13 protein-coding genes and 4 tRNA genes are annotated in these 19,657 nt (G+C 30.1%); 2 read left to right on the top strand and 15 right to left on the bottom strand.

Annotated features, from left to right (window positions below; genetic code table 11):
• Nucleotides 1-121 precede the first annotated feature (121 nt).
• The 12 genes from rpoC to ACTT9U_RS04080 form a co-directional block, all read right to left on the bottom strand.
• Entirely contained in the window at nt 122-4,294 is a 4,173-nt protein-coding gene (gene rpoC / locus ACTT9U_RS04135; RefSeq protein WP_440931923.1) for a DNA-directed RNA polymerase subunit beta', read from the bottom strand.
• On the bottom strand, nt 4,295-8,383 hold the full coding sequence (gene rpoB, locus ACTT9U_RS04130) for a DNA-directed RNA polymerase subunit beta (RefSeq protein ID WP_440931922.1): 4,089 nt from the start codon (nt 8,381-8,383) through the stop codon (nt 4,295-4,297).
• A gap of 56 nt (nt 8,384-8,439) precedes the next feature.
• Nucleotides 8,440-8,805, bottom strand: coding sequence for a 50S ribosomal protein L7/L12 (gene rplL, locus ACTT9U_RS04125; protein WP_440931921.1), 366 nt, complete (start codon nt 8,803-8,805; stop codon nt 8,440-8,442).
• 15 nt (nt 8,806-8,820) lie between these two features.
• The gene (gene rplJ / locus ACTT9U_RS04120) at nt 8,821-9,327 is read right to left on the bottom strand and encodes a 50S ribosomal protein L10 (protein WP_440932460.1); all 507 of its coding nucleotides are present in this window, start codon (nt 9,325-9,327) and stop codon (nt 8,821-8,823) included.
• 7 nt (nt 9,328-9,334) lie between these two features.
• Nucleotides 9,335-10,024, bottom strand: coding sequence for a 50S ribosomal protein L1 (rplA, locus tag ACTT9U_RS04115; protein WP_440931920.1), 690 nt, complete (start codon nt 10,022-10,024; stop codon nt 9,335-9,337).
• The gene (gene rplK, locus ACTT9U_RS04110) at nt 10,024-10,449 is read right to left on the bottom strand and encodes a 50S ribosomal protein L11 (protein WP_440931919.1); all 426 of its coding nucleotides are present in this window, start codon (nt 10,447-10,449) and stop codon (nt 10,024-10,026) included. Before rplK ends, rplA begins: the two co-directional genes overlap by 1 nt.
• Nucleotides 10,449-10,979, bottom strand: coding sequence for a transcription termination/antitermination protein NusG (gene nusG / locus ACTT9U_RS04105; RefSeq protein WP_440929992.1), 531 nt, complete (start codon nt 10,977-10,979; stop codon nt 10,449-10,451). Before nusG ends, rplK begins: the two co-directional genes overlap by 1 nt.
• Nucleotides 10,979-11,170, bottom strand: coding sequence for a preprotein translocase subunit SecE (secE, locus tag ACTT9U_RS04100; protein ID WP_041487654.1), 192 nt, complete (start codon nt 11,168-11,170; stop codon nt 10,979-10,981). The genes nusG and secE overlap by 1 nt, the downstream gene beginning before the upstream one ends.
• 16 nt (nt 11,171-11,186) lie before the next feature.
• Nucleotides 11,187-11,262: transfer RNA gene (locus ACTT9U_RS04095), tRNA-Trp, on the bottom strand.
• An 11-nt stretch (nt 11,263-11,273) separates the two neighbouring features.
• Nucleotides 11,274-12,464 carry an elongation factor Tu gene (gene tuf, locus ACTT9U_RS04090; protein ID WP_440931918.1) on the bottom strand — a complete coding sequence of 397 codons (1,191 nt, stop codon included), beginning with the start codon at nt 12,462-12,464 and terminating at the stop codon, nt 11,274-11,276.
• A 43-nt stretch (nt 12,465-12,507) separates the two neighbouring features.
• Nucleotides 12,508-12,581, bottom strand: a tRNA-Gly gene (locus ACTT9U_RS04085).
• Between the two features lie 43 nt (nt 12,582-12,624).
• A tRNA-Tyr gene (locus tag ACTT9U_RS04080) sits at nt 12,625-12,710 on the bottom strand.
• Between the two features lie 135 nt (nt 12,711-12,845).
• Here ACTT9U_RS04080 and rlmB point away from each other — a divergent pair.
• Together rlmB and ACTT9U_RS04070 are read left to right on the top strand one after the other, a co-directional pair.
• Nucleotides 12,846-13,592, top strand: a complete 747-nt coding sequence (gene rlmB, locus ACTT9U_RS04075) for a 23S rRNA (guanosine(2251)-2'-O)-methyltransferase RlmB (protein ID WP_440931917.1) — start codon at nt 12,846-12,848, stop codon at nt 13,590-13,592.
• Between the two features lie 28 nt (nt 13,593-13,620).
• A tRNA-Thr gene (locus ACTT9U_RS04070) sits at nt 13,621-13,696 on the top strand.
• Nucleotides 13,697-13,820: 124 nt separating this feature from the next.
• Here ACTT9U_RS04070 and ACTT9U_RS04065 read toward each other — a convergent pair.
• The 3 genes from ACTT9U_RS04065 to ACTT9U_RS04055 are packed head-to-tail and all read right to left on the bottom strand — an operon-like array spanning nt 13,821 to nt 19,642.
• Nucleotides 13,821-15,017 carry a restriction endonuclease subunit S gene (locus ACTT9U_RS04065; protein ID WP_440931916.1) on the bottom strand — a complete coding sequence of 399 codons (1,197 nt, stop codon included), beginning with the start codon at nt 15,015-15,017 and terminating at the stop codon, nt 13,821-13,823.
• Nucleotides 15,014-16,627 (bottom strand): HsdM family class I SAM-dependent methyltransferase, encoded by a 1,614-nt coding sequence (locus ACTT9U_RS04060; RefSeq protein ID WP_440931915.1) that lies wholly within the window; start codon nt 16,625-16,627, stop codon nt 15,014-15,016. The genes ACTT9U_RS04065 and ACTT9U_RS04060 overlap by 4 nt, the downstream gene beginning before the upstream one ends.
• A gap of 9 nt (nt 16,628-16,636) precedes the next feature.
• A complete protein-coding gene (locus ACTT9U_RS04055; RefSeq protein WP_440931914.1) occupies nt 16,637-19,642 on the bottom strand; it encodes a type I restriction endonuclease in 3,006 nt (1,001 codons plus the stop codon).
• Nucleotides 19,643-19,657: the final 15 nt, after the last annotated feature.

Genomic DNA, 19,657 nt, shown 5'->3' with positions numbered 1-19,657 from the left:
ACAGGTTATTTGTGGCAGCGTTTAGCATCTAAGTTAATGCTACATTCCAACCAAAAACATCGCCAAAATACTTATTAATTGAACTTTGTCAAATTAAAAACCAGCAAAATTATAAGTTTTTTTATTGATTTGCTTGTGTTTCAGAAGCTTCAGATGGCTCTAATTTTTCTTGCTCAGATAAAAACTTATTATCGTCATTTAAAGCCTTATTATTCCATCTGTTTTTGATATTTCCAGTTCCAGCAGGCACTAATCTTCCAACAATCACGTTTTCTTTTAATCCATTTAGAGGATCAATTTTACCTTTAATTGCTGCATCAGTTAAAACTCTAGTTGTTTCTTGGAAAGAGGCAGCTGATATAAACGACTCAGTTTGTAATGAAGCTTTAGTGATTCCCATCAGAACTCTTTCACCAACAGCTGGTGTTTTCCCTTCAGCAGCTAATTTTTCATTTGTATTGTCAAATTTAATTCTATCAATAACCTCACCTGGTAGATAAGATGAATCACCAGAGGATTTTACTTCTACTTTTTTTAACATTTGTCTTAAAATTGTTTCAATATGTTTGTCGTTAATCACAACTCCTTGTAACCTATATACTTCTTGTACTTGGTTAACGAAATATTCTGTTAAATCTTTAATCCCTTTAATTCTTAAAATATCATGTGGTAATGGAACACCATCTAATAAGTGTTCACCTTTCTGAATTTTTTCACCTTGATTAAAATTAATATGTTTGCCTTTAGGTATTAAATAATTAGATGCTTCTGATCCATCTTCTGGAACAATAGATACCCTTTGTTTTCCTCTTACTTCTTTGCCAAAGACTACTTGTCCATCATTTTCTGCAATTATTGCACTATCTTTAGCTTTCCTTGCTTCAAACAATTCAGCAACACGCGGAAGACCTCCAGTGATATCTTTTGTTTTTGTTGTTTCTTTTGGTAATCTTGCAATTACATCACCAGCAGAAACTTTTTGTCCATCTTTAACTGAAAGAATTGAGTCTGGTACAAGATAATATCTAGCTTCATTGTCGTCAGCTTTTTTTATTATATTTCCTTTTTCGTCTCTTAATGTAATTCTTGGTTTAAGATCAGTACTCTTAGATTGAGATCTCCAATCAATAACTGATTTAGAAGAAATACCAGTTGCATCATCTGTAGTTTCTTGAATTGACACACCATCAATTAAATCAACGTAAGTTGCAATACCACTTTTTTCTGCAATTACTGGAGTAGTATAAGGATCCCACTCACAAATTTTTGTGTTTGCTTTAATTTTATCACCATTTTTAAAAAATAGTTTTGAACCATACGCAACTTTATAAACTGCAATTTGTACACCATTGTCATCTTCAATTGAAAGCTGAGTGTTTCTTCCCATAACAATTAAATTCTTTTTTGAGTCCTCAAGTATATTTGAATTTATAATTTTTAAATTTCCTTCATTTTTAGAGATAATTTGTGAATCTTGTTTAACAGATGCAGTACCTCCAACGTGGAAAGTTCTCATTGTTAACTGTGTTCCAGGTTCTCCTATAGACTGAGCTGAAATCATACCTATGGCTTCTCCAACGTGTACAATTTTTCCTCGAGATAAATCTCTTCCATAACATGTTGCGCAAACACCTTCTTTAGAACTACATGTCATAACTGAATAAACCTTAATAGCTTTTATTCCTGCCGCATCAATTAAATCGCAAGCAGCTTCATCGATCATTGAAGATTTTTTAATTAAAATATCTCCAGTTAATGGATGTTTAATTTCTTGAGCGGTAATTCTTCCAAGTGCTCTTTCAGAAAGACTTACTACTACGTTACCACCTTCTAAAATTTCAGATATTTCAATAAAACCTGGATTATCGCAATTCATTTTTGTGATAGTCAAGTCTTGGGCAACGTCACACAATCTTCTTGTTAAATATCCTGAACTTGCTGTTTTTAATGCTGTGTCTGCTAATCCTTTTCTGGCACCGTGAGTTGAGTTGAAATATTCCAAAGCAGTCAAGCCTTCTTTAAAATTTGAAGTTATAGGACTTTCAATAATTTCACCAGAAGGTTTGGCAATAAGTCCTCTCATTCCAGCTAATTGTTTCATTTGGGCTGCAGATCCTCTTGCGCCGCTGTCAGCCATCATGAAAACTGAATTAATTTTTAAACCTTCCTCCGTTTTTTCAGTAGCAGAAATACCTTTCATCATCTCAGCAGCAACATTATCAGTGCACTTAGACCAAGCATCTACAACTTTATTATATTTTTCACCTCTGGTAATTAAACCCTCTGAATATTGAGTTTCATATTCAGCAATTAGTTTTTTTGTATCATCAATTAATTTTGTTTTGCTCTCTGGAATAACTAGATCATCTTTACCAAATGAAATTCCAGCTTTAAATGCGTGTTTGAAACCTAAATCTTTTAATTTATCACAAAAAATTACTGTAGTTTTTTGACCACAAAATCTGAAAACTACATCGATTATCTCTGAAACAACTTTTTTAGGTAATAGTCTGTCTATAAGAGAAAATTTAATATTATGATTTTTTGGTAATAAATTTGCTAACAAAAATCTTCCGGCTGTAGAAGTATATTTTTCAAATTTTTTATTACCATTTTCATCTACAGTCTCAAATCTAGAAACAATTGTGCTATGAACTTTGATTTGATCTGAAGATAAAGCAAATTCAATTTGATCACAGTCTGTGAAATATCCTAAAGGTTTTTCTGTTATTGGTTCTTGAGATAAATAATAAATACCCAAAATCATATCCTGACTTGGCACGATAATTGGTTTACCATTAGATGGTGATAAAATATTATTTGTAGATAGCATTAAAATTCTCGCTTCTAACTGAGCTTCCAAACTTAATGGAACATGAACAGCCATTTGGTCACCATCAAAATCAGCATTAAAAGCCGCACATGTTAATGGGTGAAGCTCAATAGCATCACCTTCTATTAATTTTGGTTCAAATGCTTGTACTCCTAATCTATGAAGTGTAGGAGCTCTATTTAATAACACGGGATGTTCTCTAACAATTAATTCTAATGCATCCCAAACGGCATTTGTTTCTTTTTCTACTAATTTTTTTGCTTGTTTAATCGTTGAGGCTAAACCTAATTTATTTAACCTTGCGTATAAAAATGGTTTAAATAATTCTAAAGCCATCTTTTTGGGAAGACCACACTCATGTAATTTTAAATCTGGTCCAACAACAATTACTGATCTTCCAGAATAATCAACACGTTTCCCTAATAAATTTTGTCTAAATCTTCCCTGTTTACCTTTTAACATCTCAGCAAGAGATTTTAATGGTCTCTTACCAGTTCCTGTGATAACTCTTCCTCTTCTTCCGTTATCAAACAATGCATCAACAGACTCTTGAAGCATTCTTTTTTCATTTCTCACTATGATATCTGGAGCTTTAAGATCCATTAATCTTTTTAAACGATTATTTCTGTTAATTACTCTTCTGTATAAGTCATTAAGATCAGACGTTGCAAACCTACCGCCATCTAAAGGCACTAAAGGTCTTAATTCTGGTGGGATAACTGGCACAACAGTCATGATCATCCATTCAGGTTTTTGACCTGTTTCAATAAATGATTCAATTAGTTTTAATCTTTTGATAGCTCTTTCTTCATTAACTTTAGATTTTGTTTCCTTGATATAACTTACTAAGTTTTTTCTCTCCAATTCAAGATCTAAATTTTTTAACATTTCTAAAACTGCCTCAGCACCAATACCAGCAGTAAAAGCTTCTTCACCAAACTCATCTTGATATTTAGCTAGCTCTTCTTCATTTAATAATTGATTTTTCTGAAGGCCAGTTAGACCAGGTTCAATAACTATAAAATTTTCAAAATATAAAACTCTCTCAATTTCTTTAAGCTTCATATCAACAGCTAATGCAATTCTACTTGGTAGTGATTTTAAAAACCAAATGTGCGCTACTGGGGTAGCTAGATTAATGTGACCCATTCTTTCTCTTCTCACATTAGATTTTGTTACTTCAACACCACATTTTTCACATATAATTCCTCTGAATTTCATCCTCTTGTATTTTCCACACAGACACTCATAATCTTTAATAGGTCCAAATATTCGAGCACAAAATAGACCGTCTTTTTCAGGTCTAAAAGTTCTGTAATTTATTGTTTCAGGTTTTTTTATTTCACCATAAGTCCATGATTTAATTTTTTCAGGACTAGCTAAAGAAATTTTAATGCTATTAAAGTTTTGAGCTTCAGATATTTCTGAATTTTTAAATAAATCTGTTAATTCTTTTTTCATCTAATTTAACTCCACATTTAATGCTAAAGATTTTATTTCTTTAACTAAGACGTTGAAAGACTCTGGTATACCAGACTCAAAATTTTCTTCACCTTTGACAATAGTTTCATACACCTTAACTCTACCAGCAACATCATCAGATTTAACTGTAAGAATTTCTTGTAATGTGTAAGACGCTCCATAAGCTTCTAGCGCCCAAACCTCCATTTCACCAAATCTTTGACCACCTAATTGTGCTTTTCCTCCAAGTGGTTGTTGAGTAACCAAACTGTAAGGTCCAGTTGACCTAGCATGAATTTTATCCTCCACTAAATGGTGTAGTTTGAGCATGTAAATAATTCCTACTGTTACTGGTCTATCAAATTTTTCACCTGTTCTGCCATCCCACAAGTAGGTTTGACCCGAACCAGGTAAATTTGCTAATTCCAACATTTCAGTAACGTTCTGTTCTTTTGCACCATCGAAAACTGGAGTAGAGATGGCTATACCGTTTTGTAAATTTTCGCAGAGATCTTTGAACTCAGATTTATTTAATTTTTCTACTTTTTCAGAATATGTTTCTTCTCCATAAACTGATTTTAAGAATTTAGAGATTTTTTCAGTTTTTTCTATTTTCTTTTGATTTTCATTAATCAAATTTTTTATTTGTTCACCAAATTCTTTACATGCCCAACCTAAATGGGTTTCTAAAATCTGTCCAACATTCATCCTACTTGGAACACCAAGAGGATTCAAAACAATATCTACAGGTCTGCCATCCTCTCTGTAAGGCATATCTTCTACTGGTACAATTTTACTTACAACTCCTTTGTTTCCATGTCTTCCAGACATTTTATCTCCAGGTCTTAACCTTCTTTTAATTGCAACAAAAACTTTTACCATTTTCATTACACTTGGTAATAAATCATCGCCACTTCTAATTTTTAAAACTTTATCCTCAAATCTTTCAGTGATGTCTTGTTTGGCAGATGTATATTGATCTTTTAATTGAGCTAGAGTCGCTTCTGCTTGCACATTTCCAACACTAATTTTAAAAATATCATTTATGTTTAATTCATTTATTATTTCTAAATTTAATTCGCTTCCTTCGTTTATATCTTTAATTTTTTTGCCTAATTTTAATCCAGATAAAATTTGAGCTGCTCTTTGTTTGATACTGTTCTCTAATATCTCTTCCTCAACATTTTTATCTAATTGAACTTGTTCAATTTCAGCTCTTTCTATAGTTATAGATCTTTCATCTTTTTCAATACCATGTCTGTTAAATACTCTTACATCAACAACTGTACCACTACTTCCTCTAGACATTCTTAGAGACGTATCGGTTACATCAATTGCTTTTTCGCCAAAAATAGATCTTAATAATTTTTCTTCTGGACCTGATGCAGAGTCACCTTTTGGGGTTACTTTACCAACCAGTATATCGCCAGCATTAACTTCTGCTCCAATATAAACTATTCCCGACTCGTCTAAATTTTTTAAAGCATCTTCATTTACGTTTGGTATATCTCTTGTTATTTCTTCTTCACCAAGTTTTGTATCTCTTGCCATCACCTCATATTCTACAATGTGTACTGAAGTAAATACATCGTCTGTAACGCATCTCTCTGAAACTAAAATTGAGTCTTCAAAATTGTATCCTTGCCAAGGCATGAATGCGACTGTTACATTTTTCCCTAGTGCTAGTTCACCAATTCTTGTAGAAGGGCCATCTGCAATAATATCACCCGATTTTACCTTATCACCAACTCTAACTAAAGGTCTTTGGTTTATACATGTATTTTGGTTTGATCTCTTAAATTTTTGAAGATTGTAAATATCTACACCTGATTTACTAAAATCAGTCTCTTCTGTTGCTTTTATTACAATTCTTTTACCATCAATTTTATCAACTACTCCATCTCTTTTAGCAACAATAGTTACACCTGAATCTAGAGCAACATCGCTCTCTATACCTGTTCCCACCAATGGTGACTCTGGTTTTAAAAGAGGCACAGCTTGCCTCATCATATTTGAACCCATTAAAGCTCTATTGGCGTCGTCATTTTCTAAAAATGGAATTAAAGATGCAGCGACAGATACTAATTGTTTTGGAGATACGTCGATGTAATCAATTGTATCTGGTTTTGCTAACAAGAAGTTTAAATTTTGTCTGCAAGATACAAGTTCTTCTACAATCTTGTTATTTTTATCAATCTTAGTGTTTGCTTGTGCGATTGTAAATTTGGTTTCTTCCATTGCTGATAAATATTCTACTTTATCTTGGACTACGCCATCTTTAACTCTTTTGTACGGACTCTCAATGAAACCATATTTATTTATTTTTGCATAAGTAGATAAACTATTGATAAGTCCAATATTTGGTCCCTCTGGTGTTTCAATTGGGCAAATTCTTCCGTAGTGAGTTGGGTGAACGTCTCTAACTTCAAATCCTGCTCTTTCTCTTGTTAAACCACCAGGACCTAAAGCCGAAACTCTTCTTTTGTGTGTGATTTCAGATAGCGGGTTAGTTTGATCCATGAATTGTGAAAGCTGAGAGCTAGCAAAAAAATCTTTTAATGCGATTGTTAAAGGCTTTGCGTTTATTAAATCTTGTGGCATAGCTGACTCTACATCTAAAGTAGTCATCTTTTCTTTAATAGCTCTTTCCATTCTATAGACACCAATTCTAGCCTGATTTTCCACTAATTCTCCAACTGAACGCACTCTTCTATTTCCTAAATGATCAATATCATCGACTTCATCCTTACCATCTCTTAAGTCTAGCATTTTTTTGATGATAGCTAATACATCATCATTTCTTAGAATTGTAATTTTGTCAGAACAGTCTAAATTTAGCCTAGAGTTCATCTTTACTCTTCCTACATTTGAAAGATCATATCTATCAGAACTAAAAAAAAGATTATTAAATATTTGAGTAGCAATTTCGATTGTTGGTGGTTCACCAGGTCTTAACATTTTATAAATTTCAGTTATAGCCTCATCTTTATTATTATTTTTATCATTTAAAATTGTCGTTAATAAATAAGGGCCTTTATTAATTGCATTCGTTGTTGAGATTTTCAGTGAATAAATTTTTGCCTCTAAAATCTTTTCAATTATCGTGTCATTAAGTTCTGTACCTATCTTAAACACTCCCTCATCTTCATCGCTTACTTTTATATCTGAATGTAATATTTTTCCGTATAATGATTCTTTTGACACTAAAATGTCTTTCAAACCTTCATTAGAAAGTTTTTTTGCATTAAGAAAGTTTATGTTATCACCTGGTTTAATTACAACTTTTCCAGTTTTTGCATCTATAACTTCTTCTGAAAAATTTTTTGCTTTATAATTTTCAGGATTGAATTTTGTTTTCCATTTAGATGTTTTTGGATCAAATGAATAGTTTTCAAATTCATAGAATTCATTTGCTATTTCAGACTTTGAATATCCTAATGCTAACAATAATGTTGATGCTAAAATTTTCTTTTTTCTATCTATTTTAAAATATAAGAAATCTTTAACATCAAATTCAAAATCTAACCATGATCCTCTATTTGGAATTACTCTGCAATTAAACAAAAGCTTACCACTAGCGTGTGTTTTACCTTTATCATGATCAAAAAATACACCTGGGCTTCGGTGCATTTGGTTCACAACAACTCTTTGAACACCATTAGTTATAAATGTTCCACTATTTGTCATCATAGGAACTTCACCCATATAAACTTCTTGTTCCTTAGCTGATAAAATTTCTTTAGTATTATTTTCTTGATCTATCTCGTATACAACTAATCTCAGAGTACATTTAAGTGATGATGAGTAAGTTAGACCTCTATCTATACATTCTTCAACATCAAATTTTGGTTTATCTAATCGGTATGAAACGTATTCAAGTGTAGCTTTATCGTTTAAATCTTCAATTGGAAAAATACTTTTAAAGACTCTATCAAAACCTTTTGCAACTTCTTCATTTTCAAAGTTAAATCCAGTTAGTTCATCATAAGAATTTTTTTGTACTTCGATTAGATTAGGGATTGATAATCCTTCTTTTAATTTTCCAAAACTTTTTCTAATATTTTTCTTTTCAGTAAAAGATAATTGCATTTATATCCTGTGATGCTGATTATAAAAAAACAGCACCTAAATAATTCCTTGTTAATTTACTTAAGTTCTACTTTTGCGCCTGCTGCTTCTAACTTAGCTTTAATTTCTTCAGCTTCTTTTTTCGGAACACCTGATTTAACTTCTTTTGGTGCACCCTCAACTAAGTCTTTAGCTTCTTTTAATCCTAAAGAAGTAGCTGCTCTAACTTCTTTAATAACATTAATTTTTTTGTCACCTGCAGATACAAGCATGATTGTAAAATCATCTTTATCCTCTGCTGGAGCTGCTCCACCTGCTGCTGCTGGTGCGGCTGCTGCCATTGGTGTTACTCCCCATTTTTCCTCTAATTGTTTTGATAACTCAGCTGCTTCTGCGACTGATAGATTTGATAAGTCTTCGATAATTTTATTTAGGTCTGGCATAGTTTACTCTTAAGGTTATTTTTCAGAATTTTCTGCCGACAAACTACTCATTTTTTCTGATCTTGCAAGCAAAATACTTACTAATTTTGAGGCTGGTGCGTTTAATATTCCTACTATATTGGCTCTCGCTTCATCTAAAGTTGGCAAATTAGCTACATTTTGAACCCCAGATTGATCCAAAACCTCATTTTCCATGATTCCGCCAATTAATTTTAAGTTGTCATTATCTTTTGCAAATTTAGATAATATTCTTGCAGACATTATAGCGTCTTCTCCAAAGGCAACTGCTGTTGGGCCTGTAAACAGATTCGTTAATTCTTTACATCTAGTTTTTTCTAATGCTAGCTTTGTAATTCTGTTTTTTGTAATTTTAAAAATTATTCCATGTTCTCTCATTTTAGATCTCAACTCATCTATTTGAGGCATAGTTAACCCCTGATAGTGAGTAACCATAACTGCTTTACTGCTTTCAAACTGCTTGGTCATTTCCTCGATGTAAACTTTTTTTTGGTCTTTAGTCATCATAATATTATATCACCTTACTTAATTTAAGTTTGTAAGAAACACCCATAGAAGAGGTTATAAATGCTGATTTTATTAAATCTCCTTTAAGAGTATTGTTCGATTTTTCTTTATCTAATGCCTCTAGTATAGCATTGTAATTCTTTATAAGTTTGTCATCATCAAATGATTTTTTTCCGATACTAACACCTATGTTGCCATCTTTATCATTTCTAATTTCTACCTGACCAGATTTAGCATCTGTAACTGCTTTTTTTAAATCTTCTGTTACAGAACCTAACTTTGGATTAGGCATCAAACCTTTTGGTCCTAAAACTTTTCCTAATTTAGAAAGTTTTATCATCATTGCTGGAGTACATATAAGTTTTTCAAAATTAATTTCACCAGCTTTAATTTTATCAATAAATTCATCTCCACCAACAATATCTGCACCCGCAGATTTGGCATCTCCAGATTTGGCATCTTCACAAACAACTGCAACTTTAACTGTCTTTCCAGTTCCTCCTGGTAAATTTACTACAGTTCTAATATTTACTTCACTCTTTTTTTGTTTGTTATTTATTTGAAAACTTAAGTCAACTGACTCATCAAATTTAGTCGTACAATTCTTTTTCACTTCTGCTAATAGTTTTTCTATTAAATCTGAATTTAATTCAGAAGTGTTATTTGGAAGTTTTTTATATCTTTTAGATGACATTATTCTTTTACCTCAATACCCATTGATCTTGCTGATCCAGAAATAATTTTCACAGCTTGTTCTAAATCTAGAGCATTTAAATCTTTCATTTTTTGATTTGCAATTTCTTCAACTTGTTTTTTAGTAATTGATGCAACAATATTTCGTCCCGGCTCTTTTGAACCACTTTTAAGTTTTGCTGCTTCTCTTATGAAAAAAGATGCTGGTGGTGATTTAATTTTAAAATCAAATTTTTTATCTTTATAGACAGTTATCTCTACAGGAATAGGCTTTCCAGCCATCGATTTTGTTTTGTCATTAAATGCCTTACAAAATTCCATTATATTTACACCACGCTGACCAAGTGCTGGTCCTACTGGTGGAGCTGGATTTGCTTGACCACCTTTAATTTGTAATTTTATAAAACCACTAATTTCTTTTGCCATTAACTTACCTTTTCTACTTGGTTATATTCTAAATCTACCGGCGTTGGACGACCAAATATAGAAACTGAAACCTTAAGTCTAGACTTTTCTTCATCAATTTCTTCAACCATTCCACTAAACGAAGCAAATGGGCCGTCTACTACCTGAACTTTTTCACCAACGCTGTACTCTATACCAGATTTTGGCTGAGCTACACCATCTTTTATTTGCCCTAAAATCTTCTCAATTTCTTTATCAGAAACTGGTACAGGCATACCTTTTGAACCCAAAAAACCACTTACTCTCTTTATATTCTTTATCATATGATAAATGCTATTATCCATTTCACTCTTAATTAATACATAACCAGGAAAATACTTCTTTTTTCTTTGAATTCTTTTTCCTCTTTTAACTTCAGTTACATCATGGGTTGGAACAACAATCTCATCAAATTTGTCAGATATTTTAGCCTTTTCAGCTTCTTCTTTAATTAAACCAGCAACTTTGTTTTCAAAACTAGAATGTGATTGAACGATATACCAATTTTTCATTAAATACTCACTTTCAATAACAATTCTAAGAAAAACTTCAGAACCTGATCAATAAGTAAAAAAAATAGAGACATCACAACAGCCATCGCAAACACCATCAATGCTCCTTGAACTGTCTCTTTACCAGTAGGCCAAGAAACTTTAAAAGCCTCTTGTTTTACTTCTTGTAAAAACTTTATTGGGTTCTTCATATTTTTTAGCTCAACTTGGCAGGAGCGGAGGGACTCGAACCCTCAGCCTCCGGTTTTGGAGACCGGCGCTCTACCAATTGAGCTACACTCCTATTTATAGAGTTTACTCTATAATTTTTGTTACTACACCAGCTCCAACAGTTCTTCCACCTTCTCTAATTGCAAAGTTTAATTTTTCAGCCATTGCAATAGGTGTAATTAATTTAACTGTGAATTTAGCGTCATCACCAGGCATTACCATTTCTGTACCAGCTGGTAATTCTACTTCACCAGTTACGTCAGTAGTTCTAAAATAGAACTGTGGTCTGTACTTAGTAAAGAAAGGAGTGTGTCTTCCACCCTCTTCTTTTTTAAGTACATAAGCCTGAGCTTCAAATTTAGTATGTGGAGTAATTGATCCTGGTTTACAAAGAACTTGACCTCTCTCTACGTCTGTTCTTTCTACACCTCTTAATAGCACTCCAATATTATCACCAGCTTCACCTGAGTCTAAAAGTTTTCTAAACATTTCTACTCCAGTACATACTGATTTTTTAGTTTCTCTTATTCCAACTATTTCAATCTCTTCACCAGTTTTAATAACACCAGATTCAACTCTACCAGTAACAACTGTTCCTCTTCCAGAAATTGAGAATACGTCTTCAACTGGCATCAAAAAGTCTTTATCTTTTGGTCTGTCAGGTTGTGGAATAAATTCATCAACATTTTTCATTAATTCTAAAATTGAATTTTTTCCAATTTCATCGTCTCTTCCTTCAACTGCTGCAAGTGCTGAACCTTTAGCAATTGGAGTTTTGTCACCTGGAAATTTATATGAGGTTAATAATTCTTTTATTTCTTCTTCAACAAGTTCAATCATTTCTTTATCATCAACTTGATCTACTTTGTTTAGGTAAACACAAATTGCAGGTACACCAACTTGTCTTGCTAATAGAATGTGTTCTCTAGTTTGAGGCATTGGACCATCTGCAGCGTTAACTACTAATATTGCTCCATCCATTTGTGCAGCACCAGTAATCATGTTTTTTACATAATCAGCGTGACCTGGACAGTCTACGTGTGCATAGTGTCTTTTTTCAGTTTCATATTCAACGTGAGCAGTAGAAATAGTAATTCCTCTTTCTTTTTCTTCAGGTGCTTTATCAATTTCGTCATAAGCAACTGATTTTGCTCCACCCTGTTCAGCCAAAACTTTTGTGATAGCAGCTGTTAAAGTTGTTTTACCATGGTCGACATGTCCAATAGTACCAATGTTACAGTGGGGTTTATTTCTTACAAATTTTTCCTTCGACATTACTTTATTACCTCAATTTATTTTTTTTATAATATTAATTTCTTGGAGCGGGTAAAGGGAATCGAACCCTTACATCCAGCTTGGAAGGCTAGCGTTCTACCATTGAACTACACCCGCACAACCCCAAGAGTAACACTCCATGTTATTTAAATTAATTGAATGGTGGAGGGGGAAAGATTCGAACTTTCGAAGACCGAAGTCAACGGGTTTACAGCCCGCCCCATTTGACCGCTCTGGAACCCCTCCTTTTCTAATTTGGGGAAGTGTCCCCTTGTTCAATAAGCTTCAAATAACAGGCGTTTTATATATTTTATTTGTATAATTGCAACACGAGATTTGATATTTAGTATATTCAATTAAAGCAAAAAAACCTTATAAAACATGAATAAATCAACCTTTTTTATTGTTGGACAGCACGCAGTATTAGAAGCTTTAAAAAATCCAAAAAGAAAGGTGCTTAAATTGTTTCTAACTGAGGAAAGTAAGAAGAATATTCACAGAAAAAGTCCAAGAAAGAACTTATTAGAGGATGTTAAAGTTTATTTTAAAACAAAGAAAGAATTAGACAAATATTCAACTAAAGAAAATATTCAACATCAAGGTTATGTTGCTGAAATTGAGAAATTAGACCAGCCTATTTTAAAAGATTACATAAAAAATAAACAAAATATAACTTTGGCTTGTTTAGATGGTGTTACTGATCCAAGAAATATTGGCTCAATAATTAGAAGCGCGGCTGCGTTTAAAATTGATGGAGTGATAGTTAAAGAAAGACATTTTCCAAGCGAAAGTAAATTAATGTTTAAGGCGGCAAGCGGTTGCATTGAGTATCTAAAAATTTTTGAAGTATCCAATATAAATTCAACTTTAAAAAATTTAAAAGATAAAAATTTTTGGATTTACGGGTTTGATAGTGAAGCAAAAAAAAATTTTTCAGAGATTAAATGGGAAGGAAATAACATTTTGGTTTTTGGATCTGAAGGTGAAGGTATGCATAAACACACATCTAAATACGCTGATTTTCATGTGAAGATTGAGATGAACAATCAAATAGAAAGCTTAAATATATCGAATAGTGCAGCAATCGTCTTTCATCACTTAAGTTATTTAAAAAAAAATCTTGATTAATTTAAAAAATAGTTAATATTGCGCTTATGCCCTTGTAGCTCAGTTGGTAGAGCAATTGATTTGTAATCAATAGGTCCGCGGTTCGAATCCGTGCGGGGGCACCACTAAAATCTCATTTATTTTCAACAAACTTAAGTTTTTCCTAAATTTTTTTCAAAAATAAAAATCATTGAATAAGACTATAGAATGGAAGAAAGAGTAACTGACTGTAGTGAATTTGTAGTGAATTTAATTTATTACGATTTGATTCTTTAAAAACAGTTGATGCATAAATTTTTTAAACGAATTATAAGATCTTATTTCATCATTTCTTAAATTAATTTTTTGAACAAAAGGATTAATTAAGTTCCCAAAGTTTTTTATTGCATCTTCATTGAATGGCGTCTTGAAATTCATTAACACATCTTTTTTAATACGTTTATGACTGTTTGATGTCCCTGTAGCAGACTTTGAACAATAGTTTATAAAATGATCAGTTTGAAATAAAATATAAAGAAAATTTTTCATAAATAAATCTTTACATGAAAAATTAAAAAACTCTGTTGAAGCAAGTAAATCGTTACAATCTGTCGGGTAATATATTCTGTTAAATTTTGGATTTAATTTAGATAGCAAAAGATTATTTTCAGTAATAACTAACTTATTACTATTTATATTTTTACCTAATGTTTTTCTGAAACTACCATCTTCATCATAAGAGGGTATACTTAAAAGTTTAAAAATTCTGCCCTCTTCTTCCTGTGGGTCTATAATTTCTGTTTTAATTTCTACTATATTATCTAATGTTTTTGCCTCCCAATCATTTGGAATTTCTAAATTTAATTTATCATTATAAGTAAGATTAGAATTTTCATTCTGAAAAGTTATAAAAGTTTTTATAAAATAATTTTTTAAAAATTTTATTGTAATTCTATTTAATTCATTATTGATTGAAATTTTTTTATCTAACAGAGATAAAAATTGTGATATTTTTTTTTGTGTATCTATCTCAGGTAATAATATAATCTGTTTTCTTAATGCATACTCATTAATTCTTTTTCTTCCTGATGTGCCCTCAAGGCATTTGATAGCTTTTTTTCTTATTAAATCACTTGTAAATAAATAATAAATATAATCCCTATCAGTTTTATTGTTATTTCTTATTGTAATAAACTCTGTAGACCCGAATGCTACCTCATTCTCTCTCAAAAAATCTACATATGCAGTCTTTCCATTTTCTAAACAGGGTGTTATTTTAGCTAAGAGAGTATCGTTTTGTTCAAACTTGCTTCCTCCATTAAAGTAATCATATTCAAATTGATTGATAAACTTATAATGCTCTTTTAACATCTCCATAGTAATTCTTTTGTATTTAATATTTTTTTTAATATTTATTTTTGGGTTAAAGATAACAGCTTTGTCTAGTTGAATTTCTTCTAGTTTCATTTGATTTTTATTTTTTTTAGACTTGAATTAATATCTTTCTCAATTTGATTTGATTTTTTTTCAAGAGCTGAAGTTTCTTGAACAAAATTTTCTATTGTTTTATTGAGATCTTCTGAATTTATATCATCATAGTCATATTTAATTTCAAAATATTGACCTGGGTTAAGTGAATAACCTCTAGTTTTTATTTCATCGTAATTTGTTGTTGTACAGAATTCACCAACAGTTTTTTCTTCAATAAAAGCTTTGGTTATCCTTAACTGATCTTCCTCTGTTAGAATAAGTCTTTCTTTATTCTGATCTTTAATTATTGAACCAACATCTGCAGCATCAATTAACACAACTTTGTCATTTTTTTTGTCGTTTTCTATAAAAATTATAGATACATTTGTAGGTGTATTAGCAAATACTTTTCCTGGTAAGCTAATTACACCACTAATTTTTTTTTGTTCAACTAAATGTTTTAGAATTATATTTTCAATACCTGATTTAGCTGAAATAAAACCTTCAGGAACAACAACTGCCGCTCTTCCATTTTTTTTTAGACTATAAAGAATATGTTGTAAGAACATGGTATAAATTGGCATCTGTTGTTTCTTTTTTTTTGGTATCTTAGGTATGCCTGCAAAAAACCTTTCCTTATTTTCCTTAGTATCCAAATCATTTCTGTAATCACTAAAATCTGTATTAAATGGTGGATTAGAAATTATATAATCAAATTTTTTTAAAGCATTTTTTTCTTTATGATATGGTTCTAGAATAGTGTTACCTTGAATTATGTTTGGTATAGAATGAACTAAATTGTTTAAAATTAGATTTAATCTGAGTAAATGAGAGGATTTTTGAGAAATATCTTGTGAAAAAATAGTACAATTTTTTTCTCCTAATTCATTACCCAAACACATTAATAATGTACCTGAGCCAGCTGAAGGATCATAACAAACAACATTTGACTGTTTTTTTTTAATCAAACACTTTGAAATAATTTTAGAAATTGAAAAAGGTGTGAAATATTCAGCATAAGTGCTTCCACTATTTGAATTATAGTCTTGAATTAAATACTCGAAAATTGTCGAAAAAAAATCAAAACCTTTATCAAAAACATTCTCAAAACTAAAATTTATTAGTTTATTAACAATAGCTCTACAAAATGAATCCTTATTATCAGAAACATGCTGACTTATACTTTCAAGTATTTTAATTTTTTGACCACCAGAAGTCACAATTGAAAAAATTTCATTATTATTTGAAGAAATTTCAATCAATGCATCATCAAAAATTTGAGCAAAATTATTATCATTTTGTTTTTGAAATAGGTTGTTTAAAAATTGATGAGGATATAATTTAGCTGTATTTTCATTAAGTTCTAATAAAAGCATTTCATATTCATCAGAAGTAAAAGTTTTTAAAATTTTTGGAATATCATCACTTGATGTATATTTTTTAATTTGTCTTACATCGTGAAAAAATTTATCATTTAAAAACTTATATAGGAAAGCTTGTGTTATTACTTTATATTCATTTCCATCATTACCTAGGCCAGCATTGTTACAGACATTCTTTAATTCATCTATAAGTTTTTTTGTTTCACTTTCAAATTTAATTGACATATTATGATATTACAATTTATCTCTAAATTCGTTTAAATACTCTGAAGAAACTAAATTTTTTATTATTTCTGTCTTTGATAAATCTAAACCAAAATTATTTTTGTTGTTAAATTCATCAATCACTAACCTTGATATCATTTTTTTTACATATACTTCATTATTTAAGATTCCAGAATTATTTAATAGTTCATCATCAGTCCTTGTTTTAAGTGACTTTAAAGCGTTGTACAATTTACTTTCATTGTCAGTGAGTGGGTTTTTTTCCATAAGCCTTTTGTGAATTCGAGCATATTTTTGATCATGATCATATTTAGCTCTTAAAAGTTCATTTTTTCTATTTAGCTCTTTTGATTGATCATAGATCAAATCAAATTTTCTAATTATTTCCTCCATATTTGTTTGAGAAATTTCAGATAAATTTTTCTTAAGAAAAAGTCTTTCAAGCTCTTCTCTAAGAGAGATAAATTTTAAATCTTTAGTATCAAAATTATTTTTAAGATTGGTTATGGTTTTTTTTCTAGCTTCTTTTAACTGATCTGACATTAAAAGTTCTTCCTCTTTAATTTTTTGAAAGCTAAAAATCATATCTTCTAGCGCAAGATTTAGTAAACCACTAGTATCAACCTCATTTTCAAATTTTTCTTTTTCATTAATCAAAGAGATTCTATTAGCTGTTTCTCTCAACATTAAATTTATATTCTTAAAATTTATTTTTTCTAATAAGTGAGATTTACTTGATAGCTTTATAATATTGTAAAGATCTCTTGCAGAATTTAAAGTTTTCAAAATAATGTTAAGTTCCTTTTTATCCAAAATTGAGGATATTTGCGTTGAAAAATTTTCAAGATTTTCCAAGTCATATTTAAATAAATTTTGATTAATATTTTCAATTTCTTCATTTATTTCTGTGTCACTTTTGAAAAGGTTTTCATAACCCTTAAGTTCGTCACCCACTTCTAATTGTAATTCTTCAAAATATGCCTGATTTGTTTTTTTAAATTCTTCATGTATACCTGCAAAATCTACAACATATCCAAATTTAAAATTCCTATAAGGTCGGTTAACCCTAGTTAATGCTTGCAAGAGATTGTGAGATTTAATCTTTCTTCCAAAATAGATTTTTTTAAGCCTTGGGGAGTCGAAGCCTGTTAAAAGCATATTATACACAAATAAAAAATTTATTTTTCCATCTTTGAAATCTTCTATGGCAGTTTCTCTCTCTTTTTTGGTGCCAATGTCATGTAATACTAAGTAAGATTTTCCAATTTTGTCATTTGATAAATCAATATATTTATTTTTAAAAACATCACTCATCATCTCAGCCTGCTTATATGAGTCACAAACGACCATAGCACCTATTGAGTTATCATCGAATACCACTTTTGATTTTAAATAATCCTGAACTATGTAATCTAACATAGGTTCAACAAATTGCCTTTTTGAAAATAAATCTTCGCTAGGTAAATTACCTTTTAGAATTTTGATTTCCTCCAATGTAGTTTGTAACTTTTCAAGATATTGATTTTCTATCTCTTCTCTTATTAATCTTAATGTAAAGCCATCTTTAATAGATGAATTATAAAAATATTTATGAATATAGTTTCCAAATATATTTCGCGAATTTGTGTCTTTTCCTAACAATGGTGTACCTGTTAAACCGATCTTTATTGAATTTAGATCAGATAAATGAAGATTTGTTAAAAAACTTCCCTTAGGTTTATAGCTTCGATGAACTTCATCAAGAAAATATATTCTTTGAATGGATAAATTATAATCATTTATATTAACAACATCATCCTGATTTTCAAATTTTTGAATATTTACAAGTATAATCTCATCATCTCCTCGATCATTATGCACTGCTTTATTTGATTTAATATTTTGAGCAAATTCATCCCTTGAATTAATTATATGAACTGATAATCCTCTTTTCTTAAATTCTTTATTTGCCTGATCTAATAGATCAATTCTATCTACTATGAAGTAAAACTTAACGATTTTGTTATCTTTATTAAAATAATCTTTTAAGTATTTTAGAGAATAATAGGCAAGTGCAGTTTTGCCACTTCCTTGTGTATGCCAGATAATTCCTTTATTTTTTTTTTCTTGTATATTTTTTTGTATTGCTTTGGTGGCAAACAATTGTGGATATCTTATAATGTGCTTTTCTATGCCTTTTAAATTTTTAACATATGCTATTCCATATTTTAATATAAATAAAATTCTTTCCTTCTGAAGTAGTGAAGTCAATATTGAGTTAGTAGGTGTTTGAGGATCTTTATTTGATATAAATTCTCTAGAATTTTTAATACTTACTAAATTAGTGTCTTTTAAGATAATATTTTCATCATTATCATCTAAAGATCTTAACAAAGAGCTTAAATCAAAATCCTCTTCTTCTCTAAAATAATTAAAATTTAGATTTCCGTATGAAGATGATGAATAAAATGCTCCTTGAAAAATATTTTGTCCATCTTGATCATAACTCATGTTATTTGAAAAAATAATGAATTGAGTAATATTGGCAAATTGCTTAAAATTTTTATTGGTAAATCTTTTATTAATTCTGTTTTTTTCGGAATACATACCTTCTTTATTGTTTGGCTTTTTGACTTCAATAAAAACTAGAGGCAAACCATTAATTAATATTGTAATATCAGGTCTAAATACGTCATCGTCTTTTTGATAAGTAAGCTCAGTTACAACATTAAAACAATTGTTTTCAATGTTTTCAAAATCAATAACTTTTAAACCTTGGTTATTTATTATTCTTTCAAAAAAAGATTGTCCTAAATCATCATTAGATAAGGAAATTTTTAATTCATCTAATAAATTTTTGATTTTTAATTCATCTTTTTCTTTATTAATTTTACTAATAGCTTTTACAAATATATCTTCAAAAATATTAGATGATAAATCCCAAACACTGTCTTTAAGTGAAAGATATTTATAACCTAATCTAGTTAAATGTATTAAAGAAGGTATTTTTACTCTGCTATCTTCGTTAAATTTCATTAATAAAATGTATCA

Source organism: Candidatus Pelagibacter sp., from assembly GCF_052049975.1.
GTDB lineage: Bacteria > Pseudomonadota > Alphaproteobacteria > Pelagibacterales > Pelagibacteraceae > Pelagibacter.
This window is presented reverse-complemented; position numbering and strand designations above follow the sequence as displayed.